The organism is Methylorubrum rhodesianum (genome assembly GCF_014199985.1).
Taxonomy (GTDB): domain Bacteria; phylum Pseudomonadota; class Alphaproteobacteria; order Rhizobiales; family Beijerinckiaceae; genus Methylobacterium; species Methylobacterium rhodesianum.
Genome location: NZ_JACHOS010000007.1, coordinates 151,998 through 171,457 on the forward strand (window position 1 = coordinate 151,998; position 19,460 = coordinate 171,457).

Consider the following 19,460-nt stretch of genomic DNA (forward strand, 5'->3'; position numbering starts at 1 on the left):
CGGGGCGCTTTGAAGGCCGCGACGCTCTCGGGTCGACGCTGCGGCCTGCCGAACTGCGGACCTATACCGCTCCGCCGCGGGAACGAAAAAACCCCGGCCGTTAAGCCGGGGTCTGGAGGTTTTCCGTCCTCGCCTCCCGTCTCCGGGGGGCGGAGTTTTGAAGCGGCAGGCACGCGGCCTGCCGCGGGTTCGACTTAGAAGTCGCGCTGCACGCGGAAGCGGGCCTGGAACACGTCCTCGCTGCTGACCGTGCGGGTCGGGACTTGGGCGTTGCCGGCACCAATGAAGCCGCCCTTGTCCTGGTCGGCGACGCGGCCGCTCTTGACGCCCGTCCGGATGTACTGGCCCTCGATGCCGATATCGAGATCCTTGACCGGCGACCAGATCAGGCTCGCGCCGGTCACGATCTGGTAGGTATCGCGCAGCGACTGGCTGGTGGCGTAGCCGACCGGGTTGGTGAGGTAGGAGCCCGGAGCAACGGTGTTGCCGCTGTTGACCAGAGCGTTCGCCTGGCTGGTGGCCTGACGGGCGCCCGTCGGGAACCAGATCTCACCGTAGCTGGCGTAGAAGGCCGAACGCCACTCCGGCGACCAGTAGTGGAGGTACGAGGCCACCGCCGTGAAGCTGCTGGACAGCTCGAGACGGCCGGTGAGCGGGTTCACGACCGCGTCGGCAAGGTACTGGTTGAACGGGTTGCCGGCATAGACCGAGGCGTTGGCGAGGTAGCCGGCGGTGAAGCGGTTGATGCCGGTGTAGAACGAGGTGCCCTCACCGTAGGCGCCCTGCAGGTAAAGGCCGTCACCCGGAGCGATGAAGGGCAGGTTGAACTTCACGCCGCCCTGGACCGCCCAGCCGTAATCGGTCTGCGCGCCCGTGCTGATGCCGCGAGCGGCAAGAAGGGCCTGAGCGTTGGCGGACTGGGTCGCACCGGTGCCGGGGACGCCGACGGATGCGAGGAAGCCGCCGGTGTTGATCTCGCGCACGGCGGCGGAGAGCTGAGCCGAACCCCACGGAGCGTCGTAGCGCAGCGAGCCGACGAAGTCGGGCAGGCGCGAGCGCTGGACCGCGTCGATGAAGGCCACGGCGGTGGCGTTGCCGGTGGCATCGGTGCCGAGGATGATCGGGGTCGGAGCAGTGGTGAGAACCGTCGAGAGGGCACCCGTGCCCGCGGCGGCGCCGGCGGCAGGAACCGCGTTCGTGAAGAGCGGATTCGTGCGGTAGTTCGGGTCTTCCATCGAGATCGTGGCGGTCCAGCCGTCACCGAACTTCTGCGTATAGGCGAGCAGGTTGGTCGACGGCATGTTGGAGCCGAGCGAGGAGCCGATGATCTCGTAGTCGGCGGCGTAGAAGTCGTAGAACGAGGAGGCGCGACCCGCGGTCAGGCCGGCGAACTGGATGAACGCCTTGTCGACGTTGACGAAGTTCTGGATGCGACCGAAGGCGTCCTGGCCGGTGCCGGAGAAGGCATAGCCGCCGCGCAGGTTCGTGCCGGACGATAACTTCGTGTGGCCGGTGCGGCTCGCCATGTCCATGCGCAGGAAGGCGCGCAGGGTGCCGTAGCCGGTCTGGGTGCGGGCATCGAAGGCGAAGCGGGCAAGACCCGTGAAGCCCGAGAGGTCGCCGCCGCCGGTGACGCGGCGGCTGTCGCTGCCGATGTAGCCGTACTCGGCGCGGGCGCGGCCGGAGATACGCAGGCAGGTATCCGTGCCGGGGATGTAAAAGAAGCCGGCGCCGTAGGCAGTGCAGACCCGCACGTACTCGATCGGAACGGCCTTCTTCACCGGCAGGTCGGCGGCCTGAGCCCCACCCACGATGGTCAGCCCCGCTGCCGATCCAAGGAGAAGGCTCTTGACGAGCTTCATGGTAAACCCTCCAGAAGTTTCGAGACCCACGGGATCGGACTTCTGTATTGGCCAGGCGCCCCACCTTGCGGTCGAACCGGCCAGTCCTTTTGTCCCTTGGAGCTTGGGCCTTCCCACTCGGGCGTTGGCCAAGCTGCAGCGGGGTTGTCCCGTCCGCAGCGGCACCATGGTCGAGCGTCGCCGTACGGGCAACAGGCTTAGCTGTCTTGGAGGTGTCACAAAGTGGCTTCGCTGCCGTCTGTTGCAGCATCGCAACTTAATCCCTGCCCGGCGATAAAGTTTTCCCCGCTCTCAAGGTCAGGGCGAAGGATGATCTCTGGCACTGCGCTGCGGGACTGATGAGGGGTGAGCGCGGTCAGCCGCCCTGCGACTCGCGTTGCATCTCGAGAGTGAGCCAGCGTTCCTCGGCGGCGGCGAGCTCCGTCTCCGCGGCACCGAGCATCGCGGTCGCCTTCTGGAAGCGCCCGGGGTCGCGGCCGTACAGGCCCGGATCCGACAGAACCTCGCGCAGCTTGGCGATCCCCGCCTCCAGCTCGGCCATGCGTCCCGGCAGGGTCTTCAACTCGTGCTGTTCCTTGAAGCCGAGCTTGGTCCGTGCCGGACCCGCCTCCGCGCGCGGGGTCCTCTCCCGCGGCTCCGAGCGCTCGCGGCCGGCCTTGTCCGGCCCGTCGCTGCGAGCCTCCACGCCGCGACCCCGCTGGTTGAGCATGTCGGTGTAGCCGCCGGCATACTCGACCCAGCGCCCCTCCCCCTCGCTGACCAGGACGGTGCCCGCCACCCGGTCGAGGAAGTCGCGGTCGTGGCTGACCAGAATCAGCGTGCCGGCATAGTCGCCGAGCATCTCCTGCAGCAGGTCGAGGGTTTCGAGGTCGAGGTCGTTGGTCGGCTCGTCGAGCACGAGCAGATTCGAGGGTTGGGCCAGCGCCCGGGCGATCAGCAGCCGGTTGCGCTCGCCGCCCGAGAGCACGCTCACCGGCGTGCGCGCCTGTTCGGGCGCGAACAGGAAGTCCTTCAGATAACCGATCACGTGGCGGCTTCGCCCCCCGACCGTGACGCTGTCGCCGCGCCCGCCGGTCAGCACCTCCGTGACCGTGGCGCTCGGTTCCAGGACGGCGCGAGCCTGGTCGAGATGCACCATGTTGAGCCCGGTGCCGAGGCGCATCTCGCCCGAATCGGGGGGAACCGCGCCGGTCAGCAGGTTGATCAGCGTCGTCTTGCCCGCCCCGTTGGGACCGACGATGCCGAGCCGGTCGCCGCGCAGCACCCGCAGGGACAGGTCGTGGACGATCCGGCGCTCGCCGTAGGACTTCGAGACGTGCTTGGCCTCGGCGATCAGCGTGCCCGAGGCCGCACCCTCGCTCGCGGTCAGAACCGCCTGTCCCACCGGGCGGCGGTGCTCGCGACTCTGCTTGCGCAGGTTCTGCAGGTCGGCGAGGCGCCGCACGTTGCGCTTGCGCCGGGCGGTGACGCCGTAGCGCAGCCAATGCTCTTCGTCGGCGATCTTGCGGTCGAGCTTGTGCTTGTCCCGCTCCTCCTCCTCGAAGAAGGCGTCGCGCCACGCCTCAAAGCTCGAGAAGCCCTGCTCGATCCGCCGCGTCACGCCGCGGTCGAGCCAGACGGTGGCCCGCGACAGGGCGGAGAGGAAGCGGCGGTCGTGGCTGATGAGCACGAGGGCCGAGCGGGTCCGCTTCAGCTCGGATTCCAGCCACTCGATCGCCGGCAGGTCGAGGTGGTTGGTGGGCTCGTCGAGGAGCAGGATGTCGGGCTCGGGCGCCAGCGCCTGGGCGAGCGCCGTCCGGCGCGCCTCGCCGCCCGACAGGCGGCGCGGGTCCTCGCTGCCGCTCAGGCCGAGGCTTTCCAGCAGGTAGCGGGCGCGGTGGGGGTCGTCGCCGGGGGCGAGTCCGGCCTCCGCGAAGGCCTGCGTGGTCTCGAAGCCGGAAAAGTCCGGCTCCTGCGCGAGGTAGCGGATGGTGGTTCCGGGCTGGACGAAGCGCACGGCACGGTCCGGTTCCACCAGGCCCGCGGCGATCCGCATGAGGGTCGACTTGCCCGAGCCGTTGCGGCCGACGAGACAGGTGCGCTCGCCGGGCGCGATCGTCAGCTCGGCCCGCTCGATCAGCGGCGTGCCGCCGAAGGTGAGCGCGACGTCCTGAAGGGTGAGAAGCGGGGGAGCGGCCATGCCGGGCTTATGGCAGCAGCCGCAGCCCGGAACAACGGAAGCGAGACGCCTCAGGCGGTCGGGTTGGCCGGGCCGGTGGGCGTCGAATCGGGGAGGCCGGGGCTCTCGACCGGAATTTCGGTCGGCATCGTTCCGGGCGCCTCCGCCGGCGTTCCGCCGGGAATCTCGGGACCGGGGCCCGGTTCGGGGATCTGCGGCGAGTCGGGTGTGGCAGGCCCCGGCGCGTCCGGTCCGGGACTGCCCGGGCTCGGGATCTCGGGGCCGGGCGTGGGGGTTTCCGGGATCGATCCGGGATTGGCCATGCGTGCGCACCTCGCTGACGGCGCGTCCGTCGCGCCGTCGTCCGGGCCAACGGGATGCGGGCGGGCGGGTTCCCGCTACTTCTTGGTCAGGAGGAGCTTGTTGCCTTCCTTGCCGACGATCTTCTGAATCTTCTGGGCGAACATCGACAGCAGCAACGGCATGCGCACCTCGACGCGGACCACGTCCTGGCCGACGTCGATCTGGCCATCCACGGTCTGAGCCAGGGCGGTGACCGAGTAGTCGAGGCGGTCCCCGGTCCAGTTCAGCGTGTTGATGGCGATGCCGCTCTTGCCGAGGGCCTCGCGCACGCGGGTGGTGCCCTCGTCGATGCGCCGCCGGGCTTCGTCGCGGCCGAGTTCATGCGGGATCTCGACCACCATCGGCTTCGCCATCTCGCTCCCTCTCCTCAAGGCGCGGGCCCGGATCATCGATCCGGGCCGCACGTCGTCTGATGAGACAATTATGGGAACGGGTCGGTTCCGCGGCAACGCTCGGCGACGGTCCCGGAGACGGCGTCCGCCGTGCGGTCGCCTCAGCGCACCACGTTAAGCGAGACGTAGCTGGTGCCTGACATGCCGATGGCGCGGGCCGAGCCGCGGGCCAGATCGATCACCCGGCCGCCGACGAACGGGCCGCGATCGTTGATCCGCACCACGACGGAGCGGCCATTGGCGCGGTTCGTGACGCGAACGCGGGTGCCGAAGGGCAGGCTGCGGTGGGCGGCGGTGTATCCATTGGGGTTGAATCGCTCGCCGTTCGCTGTCTTCCGGCCGCTTCCGTACCAAGAGGCCTGGCCGCTCTGGGCCTGGGCGGGCAGCGTCGCGAGGGCGCCGATGACGGTAGCGAGGCAGGCGGCAGCGGTCCGGTTGGAAACCTTCATCGAAGATCGCATTCCCTTGTTTTTGCGATGTGTGTTGAGCGCCGCGGAAAATGAGCCCGATCTCGGCCAAAATAAGACAGGGATTTTTCGCCCCGCGTTAGGCTGCTGTTAAGAATATCCGCCGCCGGCTTGACCCGCTCTGTCGAGGAAAGAATTGATTACTTGGTGCGCGGCGCGTCAGTCTTGCCTCGAAGACATCAAAACTTGCGCGACAAGCATTCGGCGGCGTGCCCCGGCGCGTCACGAAACCCTGCCGGATCCTTTGTTGCCGTCTGCCCTCGGGGCGGCCGACCCTTGCATTTGTTGCATGGAGGAAGGCGGCAAAAACTGCCGCCCCATATCGAGACGCAACCGTACGGCGACGGCAAACCCGCCCTTTACCGTGATCGCGGCATGGTCCTGAGGTCAGTCGCGTAACCGGTGTTTGCCATGGCTTCCCCGCGTACCGCGGTCGTCGGCGCCACCGCCCGGAATCAAGTCTCGCGTACCGGGCGGATCGCGTCGGCGCCGCGGATGGGTCTTGCACCCTCCGTCCAGCGTCTCCCCAACACCCTTCCCCTCGACGAAATCCTGATCGGCGACTGTATCGCCGCCATGGACCGTCTGCCGGCTTCGAGCGTCGACTGCGTCTTCGCCGACCCGCCCTACAACCTCCAGCTCGGCGAGGCGGGCCTGACCCGTCCCGATCAGAGCATGGTCGATGCCGTGGACGACGACTGGGACAAGTTCTCCAGTTTTTCCGCCTACGACGACTTTACCCGTGCTTGGCTCAAATCCGCGCGCCGCGTGATGAAGCCGAACGCCACGCTGTGGGTGATCGGCTCCTACCACAATATTTTCCGGGTCGGCAGCGCGTTGCAGGATCTCGGTTACTGGATCCTGAACGACATCGTCTGGCGCAAGGCCAACCCGATGCCGAACTTCCGCGGCAAGCGCTTCACCAACGCGCATGAAACCCTGATCTGGGCCTCGCGCGCGCCGGAGTCGAAGTACACCTTCCACTACGACGCCCTGAAGGCCGGCAACGAAGACCTTCAGATGCGCTCCGACTGGTTCATCCCGCTCTGCACGGGCGAGGAGCGGCTGAAGGACGAGGCGGGCCGCAAGGTCCACCCGACCCAGAAACCAGAGGCGCTGCTCGCCCGCACGCTGCTCGCGGCGACCAATCCCGGCGACGTGGTGCTCGACCCGTTCTTCGGCACCGGCACGACCGGCGCGGTGGCCAAGCGGCTCGGGCGCCACTTCATCGGCTGCGAACGCGACCCCACCTACGCCGCCGCGGCGCGGGCCCGGATCGCGGGCATCGAGACCCTGTCCTCCGCTTCGCTGGCGCTCGCGACCCCGAAACGGGCCGAGCCGCGCATCCCCTTCCTCAGCGTGGTCGAGGCGGGCCATGTCCGCGCCGGTGAGACCCTGACCGACGAGCGCCGCCGCTTCCGCGCGACGGTGCGGCCGGACGGCCAGCTCAGCATCGGGCCGGCGATGGGCTCGATCCACAAGGTCGGCGCGCTGGTTCAGGGCCTGCCCGCCTGCAACGGCTGGGCCTTCTGGCACGCCGAGCGAGGGGGCCGTCTCGTCTGCATCGACGACTTCCGCACGCAGATGCGGGGCCAAAACGGCGCGTAACGCCGGTCGCGGTTGCGAAAGGACAAGTCCTTTCGCGGGTGCAGGGCAGAGCCCTGCATCGCCCTCTACCGTGTCCGAACGGGCTTCGGCGCCTTCTTCACGATCCGCGCCAAGTCTGATGGCCTGGACGATGCAGGCTTCGGAATCGGCCCGCGTCGCGGCGGCGGCTCGGGCTCGGGGATCGTCGCGAGATCCGGCTCGCGAACGGGCGCCGGTGCCGATGTTGCCGCGGGCGCCGGGCCGCTGAGTGCGTGGGCCAGCACCTTCTTCATCGCGCCGGGCAAGGGCTCGGTGTCGAGCGCGGCGCGGGGGGTGAAGCGCATCCCCTCCGGCGGCCGCGTGTCGGTCGCGACGCGGGCGAAAAACACTGTCAGCTCGAGGGGAAAGTGGGTGAAGCCGTGCTTCACCACGCCGGGCAGGCGCTTCCAGCGGGCATCGAGCGGGGCGTCGAGCAGGCCCTTGGCCGGATCGTAATCGGGCAGCCACTCGCTCGTCGGCGGCTCGGCCATGGCGCCGAGCAGGCCTTCCGGCGGCCGGGTGCGCAGCAGGACCGCCTCGTCGCCGGCCCGCAGCGCCACGAAGGCCGCACCCTTTCGCAGAATGCCCTTCTCCTTCTTCACCTTCCTCGGAAAGGTCTCCTGCAAGCCCTCGGCGCGGGCGCGGCAGGGCCGCATCCAGGGGCACAGGGCGCAGGCGGGGCGCTTCGGGGTGCAGAGCGTCGCACCGAGATCCATCAGGGCCTGCGCGAAGTCGCCCGGCCGCCGGTCCGGGACCAGGGCCTGCGTGAAGAGACGGATCTGCGCGCGGGCGGCGGGAAGCGGCGTCTCGATGGCGTGGAGGCGGGTCATCACCCGCTCGACATTGCCGTCCACCGCCGCCGCCGGCCGGTCGAAGGCGATCGCGGCGATGGCGCCGGCGGTGTAGGCGCCGATGCCGGGCAGCTTGCGCAGGCCGTCCTCGGTATCGGGAAAGCCCCCCGCGGCGGCGACCGCCTTGGCGCAGGCATGCAGGTTGCGCGCACGGGAATAGTAGCCGAGACCTGCCCAGGCCGACATCACCGCCTCTTCCGGTGCTGCGGCGAGCGCCGTCACGCTGGGAAACAGCGTCAGGAAGTTTTGGAAGTAGGGTTTGACCGCCGTCACGGTGGTCTGCTGCAGCATGACTTCGGAGAGCCAGACCCGGTAGGGGTCGGGCTGCTCGCCCGGAAGCGCCCGCCAGGGCAGCGCCCGGCGGTGACGGTCGTACCAGGCGAGGAGGTCGGCGGCCGAGGCGGCGGGCATGGCCCGTCCTTAACCGGAGCGCGGGGACGGAAAAAGCGTCTTCGGACCCTTTGCCGAAAAGTGACGCGGCCGCGGCTTCGGGCGGTCGCGCCCCGGCGCCGACTCCCGCAGGGACGGCGTTTCGGCTAGGATGGCGGGAGGGGTGCGCCCACCGCGCATCCCCTGTGTTCCGGGGTGCCGATGGCGCGCGTCAAACCGCTGAGCGAACTGATCGAGGGCTGCATCGGCCCGGCCTTCGCCGCGCAGGGTTTCGCCTCGTCCGACATCCTGGCCGCGTGGCCGGACATCGTCGGCGCGCGGCTCGCGGGCGCCTGCCAGCCGGTCAAGCTCGAATGGCCCCGACGCGCCCGGCGCGACGCCGAGGGGCGGCCGGAGCCCGGCACCCTGATCGTGCGGGTGGAGGGCGCCTTCGCCCTCGAACTCCAGCACCTCGCACCGGTGGTGATCCAGCGGGTCAATGCCCATTACGGCTGGGCCTGCATCGGCAAGATCGTCCTGCGACAGGATCGGCTGCACCGGGCCTCCCGCCGCGCTCCGCCGAAGACCCTCGACCCGGCGCGGCGCGGCGAGGTGGCGCTGGCGGTGGCCCGCATTGAGGAGGAGCGCCTGCGTGACGCCCTCGACCGGCTCGGCATCGCCGTGGTGGCGCAGCGATAGCGGCCCCGGCTTCGCGAAGAACCAACCGAAGGAAGAACCAACCGAAGGACGTGCGGGCGGCTGCGCAGCGTGATAAGCGGCTCGCGATAGGCCGTGCGGCGACGCGTCCCTCGGCCGGACGGAGCCGTTCCGTCCTATCCTGCGCGGTATCGGGCCGGATGCGGCCCGCGAACGGAGCCCGCCCTGCCATGATCACCCGGCGCGACGCCCTGAAACTGACCGGCCTTGCCCTCGGCACCGCCGCCCTGCTGCCGTCCCTGTCCTTCGAGGCCCTGGCGCAGTCGGCCGACACGGCCGCCCTGATGCAGCCCGGCCCCCTCGGCGATGTCTGGCTCGGGCCGGCGGACGCCAAGGTCACGATCATCGAATACGCCTCGATGACCTGCTCGCACTGCGCCCACTTCCACGCCACGACCTGGCCGGTGCTGAAGGAGCGCTACATCGACACCGGCAAGGTGCGCTTCACCCTGCGCGAGTTCCCCCTCGACCCGCTCGCCACCGCCGCCTTCATGCTGGCGCGCTGCGACGGCGAGGCGAAATACTATCCCATCACCGACCTGCTGTTCGATCAGCAGCAGAACTGGGCCTTCGTGCGCAAGCCGCAATCGCCGGTCGATGCCATGGAGCAGCTCCTGCGTCAGGCCGGCTTCTCCAAGGAGAAGTTCGAGGCCTGCCTGAAGGACCAGAAGACCTACGCCGCCATCAACGCGGTCAAGACCCGCGGTCTCGACACCCTCAAGGTCGAGTCGACGCCGACCTTCTTCATCAACGGCGAGAAGCGCGCCGGCGCCCTCTCGATCGAGGAGATGGAGAAGATCATCAAGCCGATCCTGGGGGCGTGAGCCGGCCCCCGGAAGGTCGTGGAAAAGCAAAGATTATGTTGATTTATCAACAGCTTAATGGACCCCTTGGTCGCCTTGACACTCAAGGTTGGCGAAACTATGGTGCGCCGCGCCGAGGGGACAGGCCGTTTCCTTCCGCTCCCGACGACGTGTGGGGTCGCCCGTGAGCGGTGATCCTTCAGGCGAGGGGAGCGGGCCGGAAAAGGCTCCCGCCGACGGCGATCTCTCCGCGAGGCTCAAACGTCTCGAGACGCAGCTCGAGGGGAAGCGGCCGAAAGTCGCTTCTTCCGAGCGTGCGCGCAACAGCGCGTCCGGCGGCTCGGCTCAGCTCGGTCAGGCCATGCGGCTCTCGACCGAGTTCATCGCGGGCGTGATCGCCGGAGGTATCCTCGGATACATCGTCGATCATCTCTTCGGCACCAAGCCGTGGGGCATGATCGTGCTGCTGATGCTGGGCTTCGTGACGGGGATCTACAACGTCATGCGGGTCAGCGGCTTCAGCGGCAGGAAAAACTGAGAAAGTTCGCCGGTAAGGGTCTCCAAGGCGCCTCTAGGGTCTTGAGACTCGCCCGGCATCGTGTAAGGGCGACGCGCGACGGACGGGAGCCGCGAAGGCTTCCACGCGCGACACACAAAGGGGCGGAAGCGGGCACATGGCGGTCAGTATCGACCCGATCCACCAGTTCGAGCTGCAGCCGCTCGTCTCGCTGGGTCACATCGGCAACCAACAGCTCGCGTTCACGCAATCGGCTCTCTACATGTTCGCCGCGGTGGGCATCATCGCGCTGCTGACCATCGTGGCGACCTCCGGGCGCGCCGTGGTTCCGGGCCGTCTCCAGGCGTTGGCCGAGACGCTCTACGAATTCATCGCCGACACGGTGCACCAAGCGACCGGCGCGGACGGCAAGCGCTTCCTGCCGCTCGTGTTCTCGCTCTTCATGTTCGTGCTCATCCTGAACCTGCTCGGGATGATCCCCTACGCCTTCGCGGTGACCAGCCACCTCATCGTCACCTTCGGCCTCGCGCTGGTCGTGATCCTGACCGTGGTGATCTACGGCGTGGCCAAGCACGGCACCCACTTCCTCGGCGTGTTCGTGCCGTCGGGCGTGCCGAAGCCGCTGCTGCTCATCATGGTGCCGATCGAGATCGTGTCGTTCCTGTCGCGTCCGATCAGCCTCTCGGTTCGTCTCTTCGCCAACATCCTGGCCGGCCACATCGCCCTGAAGATCTTCGCCTTCTTCGTGGTGCAGCTTCTGGTCGCCGGTGCCTGGGGCGTGCTCTCGCCCCTGCCGCTCGCGCTCACCATCGCGCTGACGGCTCTCGAGTTCCTCGTCGCGGCCCTTCAGGCTTACGTCTTCGCGACGCTGACGGCGGTCTACCTCGCCGACGCCCTCCACCCCGGCCACTGATCCTTCCCGGCCGGACCCTTCCGCCCACAACGAACCCCGTTCGAACTTCAGGAGTGTTTCATGGATCCCGTCGCTGCGAAGTACATCGGCGCCGGCCTCGCCTGCCTCGGCATGGCGGGCGCCAGCATCGGCCTCGGCAACCTGTTCGGCCAGTTCTACTCGGGCGCGCTGCGTAACCCGTCGGCCGCCGACAGCCAGCGCACCAACCTCCTCCTGGGCTTCGCGCTCACCGAGGCGCTCGGCATCTTCTCGCTGCTCGTCGCGCTGCTGCTGCTCTTCGCCGTCTGACGTGCCTTTCGAGGGCGTGCGAGCCGGCCAAGCGCCCGCCTCGCACGCCCTCGCTCGTTGATCCGGCCGCTCCGCCCGTGGAGCCGGCCTTCCGACGTCACCGGACAGGGCCATGGCCGAGCAGAAGAATCCCCTCACGACCCCCTCCCCCAACGCGGATACGACGATCGTTCCGCCCGGGAGCCCCCATACCCATACCGAGCAGCCCTCCGGCGGCCACGGCGGTGCCTTCCCGCCCTTCGAGAGCCACACCTTCCTCTCGCAGCTGATCTGGCTCGCGCTGGCGTTCGGCCTGCTCTACTATCTGATGTCCAAGGTCGCCCTGCCGCGCATCGAGGCGATCCTCGGCGAACGCGCCGGCCGGCTCTCCTCCGATCTCAACGAGGCCCAGCGCATGAAGGCCGAGGCCGACGCCGCCGGCGCCGCCTACGAGCAGTCGCTGCGCGAGGCCCAGGTGAAGGCCCAGGCCATCGCCCAGGAGACCCGCAACTCCCTCTCGGCCGAGGCCGATGCCAAGCGCAAGACGCTCGAGGCCGAGCTGAACCAGCGCCTCGCCGCCTCCGAGGCGACCATCCGGGCACGCACGACGGAAGCCATGGGCAACGTCCGCACCATCGCCGGCGAGACCGCCTCGGCCATCGTCGAGCGCCTGACCGGCCAGGCGCCCGACCAGGCGAGCCTGAACCGCGCCCTCGACGCGACGTCCGCCGTCCACTGACCTGAGGGCCGGCCCCGCGCCGGCCCCTTCCCATCCGAACCGACCTCGCTCCGGCTCGACCGGGCGGAAGGCCGACCAAGGGTTTGAGACCGACATGCTGTTGACCGCGGAATTCTGGGTCGCCGTCGCCTTCGTGGCGTTCCTGGTCATCGTCTGGCGGGTCGGCGGCTTTTCGATGATGACCAACGGGCTCGACAGCCGCGCCAAGCGCGTGCGCCACGAGCTCGATGAGGCGCGTCGCCTGCGCGAAGAGGCCGCGGCCGTGCTCGCCGACTACAAGCGCCGCCGCACCGAGGCCGAACGTGAGGCCGAGGCGATCGTCGCCGGCGCCCGCGAGGACGCCGAGCGCATCGCCGCCGAGGGCCATGCCCGGCTGAACGACTTCGTCGCCCGCCGCACCAAGGCCGCCGAGGCCAAGATTGCACAGGCCGAGGCCCACGCCTCCGCCCAGGTCCGCGCCGCCGCCGCCGACGCGGCGGTGAAGGTGTCCGAGACCCTGCTGCGCGAGCGCCTCCAGGGCGCGGCGGCGCAGGATCTCGTCCGCGCCAGCCTCGGCGACGTGAAGAGCCGTCTGCAGGCCTGAACCCGTCGTTGCCGATCGTCCGCATCTCCGCCGGGAATCGGTCAGGACGCGGCGCAAATCGGCAAGTCGCCATGGCCCGAGCCGCTAAGCTCCTCGGCATGCACGCGGGACCGGCCCAATACCGACCTGATCGGTCCTGCGACACCCGGCTCTGCCGGGTGTTTTCGCGTAACGGGCCTGCCTGATGCGCTGCGGTGCCGCAGATCGGGCCCGCTCCCGTGAAAAATTTTGAAGACAGGCGAAAAATCACCTGTGCTTGGCCTGTCGTGCCGTGACGTGTACGAATAGTGCCTGAAAAACACCCCCGTGAACGCCGACGGGAAACGGGTGGGTTTGCCCGTAAACAAGGAAAAGAGGCTACGCTCATGAGCGCCGGAACTGCGTCCGACAACACCGCCCTCGACACCTTCTTTTCGGCTCATCTTGCCGAGACCGATCCGGAGATCGCCAAGGCGATTTCGCAGGAGCTCGGCCGGCAGCAGCATGAGATCGAGCTGATCGCCTCCGAGAACATCGTCTCGCGCGCCGTGCTCGAAGCGCAGGGCTCCGTGCTCACCAACAAGTACGCGGAGGGCTATCCGGGCCGGCGCTACTACGGTGGCTGCCAGTTCGTCGACATCGCCGAGGAGCTCGCCATCGACCGCGCCAAGCGCCTGTTCGGCTGCGGCTTCGCCAACGTGCAGCCGAATTCCGGCTCACAGGCGAACCAGGGTGTGTTCATGGCCCTGATGCAGCCGGGCGACACCTTCCTCGGCCTCGACCTCGCCGCCGGCGGTCACCTCACCCACGGCGCCCCCCCGAACGTCTCGGGCAAGTGGTTCAAGCCGGTCTCCTACACCGTGCGTCGCGAGGACCAGCGCATCGACATGGAGCAGGTCGAGCGTCTCGCCCAGGAACACAAGCCGAAGGTGATCATCGCCGGCGGCTCGGGCTATCCGCGTCACTGGGACTTCGCGAAGTTCCGTGAGATCGCCGATTCGGTCGGCGCCTTCTTCTTCGTCGACATGGCCCACTTCGCCGGCCTCGTCGCCGCGGGCCTGCACCCGTCGCCCTTCCCGCATGCACATGTCGCCACCACGACGACCCACAAGACCCTGCGCGGCCCCCGCGGCGGCATGATCCTGACGAACGACGAGGCGCTGGCCAAGAAGTTCAACTCGGCGATCTTCCCCGGCCTTCAGGGTGGTCCGCTGATGCACGTCATCGCCGCCAAGGCCGTGGCCTTCGGCGAGGCGCTGAAGCCCGAGTTCAAGATCTACGCGAAGCAGGTCATCGACAACGCCCGCGCGCTGGCCGACACCATCATCTCGGGCGGCTACGACATCACCTCGGGCGGCACCGACAACCACCTGATGCTGGTCGACCTGCAGCGGAAGGGCCTGACCGGCAAGGCGGCCGAGGCGGCCCTGTCGCGGGCCGACATCACCTGCAACAAGAACGGCGTGCCGTTCGACCCGCAGAAGCCGACCATCACCTCCGGCATCCGCCTCGGCACCCCGGCCAGCACGACCCGCGGCTTCGGCGTCGCCGAGTTCAAGCAGGTCGGGTCGTTGATCGTCGAGGTGCTCGACGGTCTCGCCGAGAAGGGCGAGGGCGGCGATGCTTCGGTCGAGGCGGCGGTCAAGGAGAATGTCCACGCCCTGACCGATCGCTTCCCGATCTACAACTAAGATCGAACGCGACGCTTCCGGCCCGCCCGAGCGGCGGGCCCATGCGGCCGCGGATCCCCTGGATCCGAGGCCGCTGCCGTTTCGAGACGGCCGCGAAGTTAATCCATGCAAAGTTTTTCGCCAAGAGGAGTGTACACGTCATTCCTTCCTTGGAATGATGTCCGCGGATTTGGCCTTCGCCTGAAGGTTGTGCGGCGCCGCTCGGGAGGGTGCTCCTGCATCTCTCGCTACACACGGATTACGGTCTTCGTCTCCTGATGCACCTGACGCTGGCCGAGCCGGGTGCCTGGATCGCGACTCCGACCGTCGCGCAACGCTTCGGCATCTCGGTGCACCATCTCCAGAAGATCGCCCAGACACTGGTCAGGGTCGGTGTCGTGGAGGCCCGGCAGGGGCGATCCGGCGGCGTGCGCCTCGCCCGCGACGCTCGGGAGATCCGGCTCGGACGGCTCGTCGCGGCTCTGGAGGGAGTCGGCACGGTGGTTGATTGCCGGCGCGATCCCTGCCCCCTCACGGGCCGCTGCCGCCACAAATGGGCCTTCGACGCGGCGGAGCAGGCGTTCTTCCTCGAACTCGACCGTCTCACCCTCGCTGACGTGGCGGCTGGACCGACGGCGGTGGCGCTTCGCGCCCTCTTCCGCCCCGAAGCGGGCGGGGGCGCCGCGACGCCCGCCGCGCCCGCTGCGACCGATCCGACTTCTGGCATTTGAGCGGCGGCTGGGGCAGAGAGGGGCGGCTTTTGAGAGTGTCCGGGACGAGGTGGTGAGCGCGCGATGCGGTGTCCGTTCTGCGGAGGTCCCGACACGCAGGTGAAGGATTCGCGGCCGAGCGAGGATTCGTCCGCGATCCGTCGCCGTCGCGTCTGCCCGGATTGCGGCGGACGCTTCACCACGTTCGAGCGGGTACAGTTGCGAGAACTCGTGGTGCTGAAGCGTTCGGGAAAGCGGGTTCCGTTCGATCGCGACAAGCTCCAGCGCTCGATCGACGTGGCGCTGCGCAAGCGGACGGTCGATCCCGAGCGGGTCGAGCGTCTCGTCAGCGGCATCACCCGCCGCCTGGAGAGCGGCGGCGAGGGTGAAGTCACCAGCGAGGCCATCGGCGAGGCCGTGATGGAGGGGCTGAAAGGCCTCGACGACGTCGCCTATGTCCGCTTCGCCTCGGTCTACAAGAATTTCCGCGAAGCGCAGGATTTTCAGGATCTGCTCGGCACCCTCGGCGACCGGCTGGAGGGCGAGCCCACGCTCCCGCAGGAGGAGGAGCAGGCGGCGCCCGCCCCGCCCGGCGAGGAGGCCGGCCCGCGCCGTCGCCGGCCCGCCCGGAAGTCGGCGTGACGGGACGAGCCGTGGACGCATCCCCGCAGGACGCTCTCGATCGCCGCGCCATGCGCCTCGCCCTAGCGCTGGGGCGACGCAATCTCGGCCGGACCTGGCCGAATCCGAGCGTCGGCGCCGTGGTGGTCGCCGATGGGCGCATCGTCGGGCAGGCGGTGACGGCGCCGGGCGGCCGCCCGCATGCCGAGCCTCTGGCGCTTGCCATGGCCGGAGAGGCTGCCCGCGGTGCCACGCTCTACGTCACCCTCGAGCCCTGCTCGCATCACGGCCGCACGCCGCCCTGCACCGACGCGACCATCGCCGCCGGGATCGCCCGCGTGGTCACTGCGATCGAGGATCCCGATCCCCGCGTGGCCGGGCGCGGCCATGCGGGATTGCGCGCGGCCGGGATCACGGTCGAGACCGGATTGCTGCGCGAGGAAGCGGCACGGGACCACCGCGGCCATTTCTCCCGCGTCACGCGCGGGCGCCCGAGCCTGCACCTCAAGCTCGCCCGCACCCGCGACGGCTTCGCCGCTCCCTCGACCGGCGAGCGGCTGAAGATCACCGGTCCGATCGCCGACGGGGCGGTGCACCTGTGGCGGGCCCATGCCGACGCGATCATGGTCGGCATCGGCACGGCACGGGCCGACGATCCGTCGCTGACCGTGCGGCTGCCGGGACTCGCCGAGCGCTCGCCGCTGCGGGTCGTTCTCGATTCGACGCTCCGCCTCAACCCCGCCAGTCATCTCGTGCGCGGAGCCCGTGATCTGCCGACGCTGGTGCTGACCGGTCGCGGCGCTCCGGCCCATGCCCGGCGGATGCTCGCCTCCTCCGGCGTCGAACTCGGCTTCGTCCCCACCGACCCGCAGGGCCGCATCGATCTGAACGCCGCGCTGGCCGTCCTGGCGGAGCGCGGCCTGACGCGGATCTGCAGCGAGGGCGGACCGGCGCTTGCGGACGCGCTCGCCGCGCACGATCTCATCGACGCCTGCACGCTCATCACCGGTTCCGTCACCCTGGGCGAATCCGGCGGTCTGCCGGCGCTGGGTCCGAACCTCGCCCGCCGGCTCGCCGACGGCTCCCTGAGCGCGGTCGAGAGCTGCGATTTCGGCCCCGACACGGCGGTCACCTACGAGAGGATCTGACATGTTCACCGGGCTCGTCAGCGATGTCGGCCGAGTCGTCTCGGTGGAGGGTTCGGAACGCCTGCGCCGGATCGTCATCGAGTGTGCCTACGATCCCGCCGGTATCGCGCTCGGGGCCTCCATCGCCTGCTCCGGCCCCTGCCTCACCGCCGTCGCGGTGGAACCGCACGGCACGGGCTGCCGCTTCGCAGTCGATGCCGCCGCCGAGACCCTGGACCGCACCACGGTCGGAACCTGGCGCGAGGGCACGCGGGTCAATCTCGAGCGCTCGCTCAGGCTCGGCGACGAACTCGGCGGCCACCTCGTCACCGGCCATGTCGACGGCATCGCCGAGATCCTCGCCCGCGAGACCGTCACGGCCGAGGACGATCCCTGGGGCGCGAGCGAGCGTTTCACCCTGCGGGCGCCGACGGCACTCGCCGGCTTCATCGCCGAGAAGGGTTCGATCTGCCTCGACGGTACCTCGCTCACCGTCAACGCGGTCTCAGGCGCCGATTTCTCGGTGCTGCTGATCCCGCACAGCCTCACCGTCACGACCTGGGAGGAGCGCCGGGCGGGGGACCGGATCAATCTCGAGGTCGATCTGCTGGCCCGCTACGCCGCACGCCTCGCCGAGACGCGCGGCCTGCTGCAGGCGTGAGGCCGATCCTCCGCACTGCCCTATCGAAGGGCGCGGCGCACGCCTTGCTGTTCTGGAGCGCCCCCGGCAGTCGGAGACGCGACCGCGAGCATCGGCTCTGACGGAAGGCTCCCGGGCGCGGGCCGCGAACCCGAGGCGAAGGTGAGGAGCCGGTGGCCGAGATAGTTCGCCACGGCGCCCACCGCGATGCCGAGGCCGTGGGCGAGCGCCTGGGCGACCGGCAGTCTCAGCTCCGGCAGAAGGATGGTCAGGCCGTCGAGCATGGCCGTGCTGACCGCGAGCACCACCCCCGCGCCGACGGCGTTGACCGCGAGGAACAGGCCGACCTGCCCGCGTAGCGATCCCCGCGATGCCACACGGAACACGAAGGCCCGATAGAGCCAGAACGAGGCGGCCATGCCGAGGCCGTAGGCGGTCAGCAATGCCGCCTCGAAGGGCAGGACGAGCGAGAGCGGGATCCGCGTCAGCCAGTTGATCGCCGTCGCCGAGCCGCCGGCGATGAGGAAGCGGACGACTTCGTTGCCGATCACGGCCCGAATCCCTGCGGGACGAGACCGGGCGGCAGGCCGAAGGCGGCCGCGGCGAAGGCCAGCCCGGCCACGCCGGCGAGCGCGAGGCTCGCACGGTCCTTGATCGCGAAGGCGACGGGATCGTCGTGGAGCGCGTCCCGTCCCGCCAGCAGCCAGACCCGGCCCATGAACAGGACGAGGATCAGCGGAAAGCTCCACAGGGCCAGCGGTTCGGCGAGGGCAGCGTGGTGGAACGCCTCGTTGGCGAGATAGAGAATGAAGATGACGACGCTGGAGAGGCCGGCGGCGACGCCGAAGGCGAGCACCACCGCCTCGTCGGCCGGTTGGTAGCCCCGCCCGGCGATGGTGCCGGCCTGGCCGCGCCGCGCGGCGCCGCGCAACTCCGTATGGCGCTTGGCGAAGGACAGCGAGGTGAACAGGAACATCGAGAAGGTGAGGAGCCAGGGCGACCACGCCACCGCGACCGCCGCGACGCCGACGGCGATGCGCAGGGTGAACAGGCTCCCGAGCGTCAACGCGTCGAGCATCGGCACCCGCTTGAGCCACGCGGAATAGGTCAGCGTCAGGGTGAGATAGGCGAGCACGCCGGTGAGCACCGCCGTCCCTGCACAGGCCGCGACCGCGAGCCCGCCGATGAAGCCGACGACGAGCGCCACCAGGCCGGTGGCGATGGAAAGCCGGCCGCTCGCCAGGGGACGCTCGCGCTTCGACCAGTGGGCCCGATCGTGAGAGAGATCGAGCAGGTCGTTCAACAGGTAGCTCGCCGAGGCGACGAGCCCGAGTGCGAGGAAGGCCATGAAGGCGCTGCCCCAGGCCTGCGCCTCGCCGGCGCGCCCGCCGAGCACGAGCGGCAGGAAGACCAGGGCGTTCTTGGCCCATTGGTGCGGACGCAGAGCCTTGAACAGAGCGCGCGGGCGCGAGGCGGCAGGGAATTCCTCGACCGGCTTGCCGAGCCGCCGGGCCGCCCGGAGCACGGCGGGGGATGCTCCTACCACGATCACCCGGCGCGCCGCGGCCCAGACGGGCAGGTCGGCGGCGGCGTCGCCGGCATAGTCGAACCCCTGGGGATACAGCGCCTGCAGCTGGGCCGCCTTGGCCGCGCCCTTCAGGTTCCGCACTCCGTCGCTCGCCACCGCCCGGTCGAAGACGGGAAAGCGCCTGAGTGCCCGCAGCGCCATCAGTTCGTCGGCGGCGGTGGCGAGCACGATCTCCTGACCTGCGGCCTTCCGCGCCTCGATATGGGCGAGCAGCGCCTCGTTGGCCGGCAGGGTCGCGACGTCGAGCCCGGCGCCTTCGGCGATGCGGCGCTTGAAGAAGGCGCGCCCCCGCGGCAGCCACAGCAGCATCGCCAGCAGCATCAGCGGATTGCGCCGCAGCAGCGCGATGACGCCTTCCAGAAGCAGATCCGTGCGCAGCAGCGTGCCGTCGAGATCGATCACCAGCGCCGCCGCCCGCAGGGTCGCGGCGGCCGGGATCGGGCTCGGCGCCATCCCGGACCTTTGCAGCCGCTGGGTCGCCATGCTGGATCACCCCCG

The 19,460-nt window shown here is 69.5% G+C and carries 21 protein-coding genes; 13 read left to right on the plus strand and 8 right to left on the minus strand.

The window, feature by feature from the left end; all coding sequences use genetic code 11:
- Positions 1-194 precede the first annotated feature (194 nt).
- The 5 genes from HNR01_RS11980 to HNR01_RS12000 form a co-directional block, all read right to left on the minus strand.
- On the minus strand, positions 195-1,862 hold the full coding sequence (locus tag HNR01_RS11980; protein WP_183667874.1) for a porin: 1,668 nt from the start codon (positions 1,860-1,862) through the stop codon (positions 195-197).
- A gap of 355 nt (positions 1,863-2,217) precedes the next feature.
- Positions 2,218-4,041, minus strand: a complete 1,824-nt coding sequence (locus HNR01_RS11985; RefSeq protein ID WP_183667875.1) for an ABC-F family ATP-binding cassette domain-containing protein — start codon at positions 4,039-4,041, stop codon at positions 2,218-2,220.
- Positions 4,042-4,091: 50 nt separating this feature from the next.
- On the minus strand, positions 4,092-4,343 hold the full coding sequence (locus HNR01_RS11990; protein ID WP_017486428.1) for a hypothetical protein: 252 nt from the start codon (positions 4,341-4,343) through the stop codon (positions 4,092-4,094).
- 75 nt (positions 4,344-4,418) lie between these two features.
- Positions 4,419-4,736, minus strand: coding sequence for a polyhydroxyalkanoic acid system family protein (locus HNR01_RS11995; RefSeq protein ID WP_017486427.1), 318 nt, complete (start codon positions 4,734-4,736; stop codon positions 4,419-4,421).
- A gap of 140 nt (positions 4,737-4,876) precedes the next feature.
- Positions 4,877-5,224 (minus strand): septal ring lytic transglycosylase RlpA family protein, encoded by a 348-nt coding sequence (locus HNR01_RS12000; protein WP_017486426.1) that lies wholly within the window; start codon positions 5,222-5,224, stop codon positions 4,877-4,879.
- 429 nt (positions 5,225-5,653) lie between these two features.
- Here HNR01_RS12000 and HNR01_RS12005 point away from each other — a divergent pair, with 429 nt between their 5' ends.
- The gene (locus HNR01_RS12005) at positions 5,654-6,850 is read left to right on the plus strand and encodes a site-specific DNA-methyltransferase (RefSeq protein ID WP_183667876.1); all 1,197 of its coding nucleotides are present in this window, start codon (positions 5,654-5,656) and stop codon (positions 6,848-6,850) included.
- A gap of 65 nt (positions 6,851-6,915) precedes the next feature.
- Here HNR01_RS12005 and mutY read toward each other — a convergent pair whose 3' ends face one another.
- Complete coding sequence (gene mutY, locus HNR01_RS12010) at positions 6,916-8,130, minus strand: A/G-specific adenine glycosylase (protein ID WP_183667877.1); 1,215 nt, start codon at positions 8,128-8,130, stop codon at positions 6,916-6,918.
- Between the two features lie 180 nt (positions 8,131-8,310).
- Between mutY and HNR01_RS12015 the strand changes: the two genes are divergently transcribed.
- The 12 genes from HNR01_RS12015 to HNR01_RS12070 all read left to right on the plus strand — a co-directional run bounded on the left by HNR01_RS12015 (position 8,311) and on the right by HNR01_RS12070 (position 17,395).
- Entirely contained in the window at positions 8,311-8,787 is a 477-nt protein-coding gene (locus tag HNR01_RS12015; RefSeq protein ID WP_153873461.1) for a DUF721 domain-containing protein, read from the plus strand.
- 188 nt (positions 8,788-8,975) lie between these two features.
- Positions 8,976-9,629 (plus strand): DsbA family protein, encoded by a 654-nt coding sequence (locus HNR01_RS12020; protein ID WP_017486422.1) that lies wholly within the window; start codon positions 8,976-8,978, stop codon positions 9,627-9,629.
- Positions 9,630-9,792: 163 nt separating this feature from the next.
- Entirely contained in the window at positions 9,793-10,146 is a 354-nt protein-coding gene (locus tag HNR01_RS27585) for an AtpZ/AtpI family protein (RefSeq protein ID WP_017486421.1), read from the plus strand.
- A 136-nt stretch (positions 10,147-10,282) separates the two neighbouring features.
- On the plus strand, positions 10,283-11,038 hold the full coding sequence (locus HNR01_RS12030) for a F0F1 ATP synthase subunit A (RefSeq protein WP_017486420.1): 756 nt from the start codon (positions 10,283-10,285) through the stop codon (positions 11,036-11,038).
- Between the two features lie 60 nt (positions 11,039-11,098).
- Positions 11,099-11,326: a F0F1 ATP synthase subunit C gene (locus HNR01_RS12035; protein ID WP_012455237.1), complete on the plus strand. Its 228-nt coding sequence runs from the start codon at positions 11,099-11,101 to the stop codon at positions 11,324-11,326.
- 112 nt (positions 11,327-11,438) lie between these two features.
- Complete coding sequence (locus HNR01_RS12040) at positions 11,439-12,044, plus strand: F0F1 ATP synthase subunit B (protein ID WP_210313184.1); 606 nt, start codon at positions 11,439-11,441, stop codon at positions 12,042-12,044.
- Positions 12,045-12,141: 97 nt separating this feature from the next.
- A complete protein-coding gene (locus HNR01_RS12045; protein WP_183667969.1) occupies positions 12,142-12,627 on the plus strand; it encodes a F0F1 ATP synthase subunit B family protein in 486 nt (161 codons plus the stop codon).
- Positions 12,628-12,992: 365 nt separating this feature from the next.
- On the plus strand, positions 12,993-14,297 hold the full coding sequence (glyA, locus tag HNR01_RS12050) for a serine hydroxymethyltransferase (protein WP_183667878.1): 1,305 nt from the start codon (positions 12,993-12,995) through the stop codon (positions 14,295-14,297).
- A gap of 209 nt (positions 14,298-14,506) precedes the next feature.
- Positions 14,507-15,007 (plus strand): RrF2 family transcriptional regulator, encoded by a 501-nt coding sequence (locus HNR01_RS12055; RefSeq protein WP_183667879.1) that lies wholly within the window; start codon positions 14,507-14,509, stop codon positions 15,005-15,007.
- Positions 15,008-15,070: 63 nt separating this feature from the next.
- Positions 15,071-15,628, plus strand: a complete 558-nt coding sequence (nrdR, locus tag HNR01_RS12060) for a transcriptional regulator NrdR (protein ID WP_017486415.1) — start codon at positions 15,071-15,073, stop codon at positions 15,626-15,628.
- A gap of 50 nt (positions 15,629-15,678) precedes the next feature.
- On the plus strand, positions 15,679-16,755 hold the full coding sequence (ribD, locus tag HNR01_RS12065; protein ID WP_153873608.1) for a bifunctional diaminohydroxyphosphoribosylaminopyrimidine deaminase/5-amino-6-(5-phosphoribosylamino)uracil reductase RibD: 1,077 nt from the start codon (positions 15,679-15,681) through the stop codon (positions 16,753-16,755).
- A gap of 1 nt (position 16,756) precedes the next feature.
- Complete coding sequence (locus HNR01_RS12070; protein ID WP_183667880.1) at positions 16,757-17,395, plus strand: riboflavin synthase; 639 nt, start codon at positions 16,757-16,759, stop codon at positions 17,393-17,395.
- Between the two features lie 20 nt (positions 17,396-17,415).
- Here the strand turns inward: HNR01_RS12070 and HNR01_RS12075 are convergent, their stop codons facing one another.
- Complete coding sequence (locus HNR01_RS12075; RefSeq protein WP_183667881.1) at positions 17,416-17,925, minus strand: GtrA family protein; 510 nt, start codon at positions 17,923-17,925, stop codon at positions 17,416-17,418.
- Entirely contained in the window at positions 17,922-19,445 is a 1,524-nt protein-coding gene (locus HNR01_RS12080; RefSeq protein WP_183667882.1) for a UbiA family prenyltransferase, read from the minus strand. The genes HNR01_RS12075 and HNR01_RS12080 overlap by 4 nt, the downstream gene beginning before the upstream one ends.
- Between the last annotated feature and the right edge of the window lie 15 nt (positions 19,446-19,460).

Coding starts and splice junctions, on each gene's coding strand:
- HNR01_RS12035 (WP_012455237.1), top strand. CDS start 11,099: ATGGATCCCGTCGCTGCGAAGTACATCGGCGCCGGCCTCGCCTGCCTC.
- HNR01_RS11990 (WP_017486428.1), bottom strand. CDS start 4,343: ATGGCCAATCCCGGATCGATCCCGGAAACCCCCACGCCCGGCCCCGAG.
- HNR01_RS12005 (WP_183667876.1), top strand. CDS start 5,654: ATGGCTTCCCCGCGTACCGCGGTCGTCGGCGCCACCGCCCGGAATCAA.
- HNR01_RS12040 (WP_210313184.1), top strand. CDS start 11,439: ATGGCCGAGCAGAAGAATCCCCTCACGACCCCCTCCCCCAACGCGGAT.
- HNR01_RS12070 (WP_183667880.1), top strand. CDS start 16,757: ATGTTCACCGGGCTCGTCAGCGATGTCGGCCGAGTCGTCTCGGTGGAG.
- glyA (WP_183667878.1), top strand. CDS start 12,993: ATGAGCGCCGGAACTGCGTCCGACAACACCGCCCTCGACACCTTCTTT.
- HNR01_RS12030 (WP_017486420.1), top strand. CDS start 10,283: ATGGCGGTCAGTATCGACCCGATCCACCAGTTCGAGCTGCAGCCGCTC.
- HNR01_RS11985 (WP_183667875.1), bottom strand. CDS start 4,041: ATGGCCGCTCCCCCGCTTCTCACCCTTCAGGACGTCGCGCTCACCTTC.
- HNR01_RS11980 (WP_183667874.1), bottom strand. CDS start 1,862: ATGAAGCTCGTCAAGAGCCTTCTCCTTGGATCGGCAGCGGGGCTGACC.
- HNR01_RS12020 (WP_017486422.1), top strand. CDS start 8,976: ATGATCACCCGGCGCGACGCCCTGAAACTGACCGGCCTTGCCCTCGGC.
- mutY (WP_183667877.1), bottom strand. CDS start 8,130: ATGCCCGCCGCCTCGGCCGCCGACCTCCTCGCCTGGTACGACCGTCAC.
- HNR01_RS12000 (WP_017486426.1), bottom strand. CDS start 5,224: ATGAAGGTTTCCAACCGGACCGCTGCCGCCTGCCTCGCTACCGTCATC.
- HNR01_RS12080 (WP_183667882.1), bottom strand. CDS start 19,445: ATGGCGACCCAGCGGCTGCAAAGGTCCGGGATGGCGCCGAGCCCGATC.
- HNR01_RS11995 (WP_017486427.1), bottom strand. CDS start 4,736: ATGGCGAAGCCGATGGTGGTCGAGATCCCGCATGAACTCGGCCGCGAC.
- ribD (WP_153873608.1), top strand. CDS start 15,679: ATGCGCCTCGCCCTAGCGCTGGGGCGACGCAATCTCGGCCGGACCTGG.
- HNR01_RS12015 (WP_153873461.1), top strand. CDS start 8,311: ATGGCGCGCGTCAAACCGCTGAGCGAACTGATCGAGGGCTGCATCGGC.
- nrdR (WP_017486415.1), top strand. CDS start 15,071: ATGCGGTGTCCGTTCTGCGGAGGTCCCGACACGCAGGTGAAGGATTCG.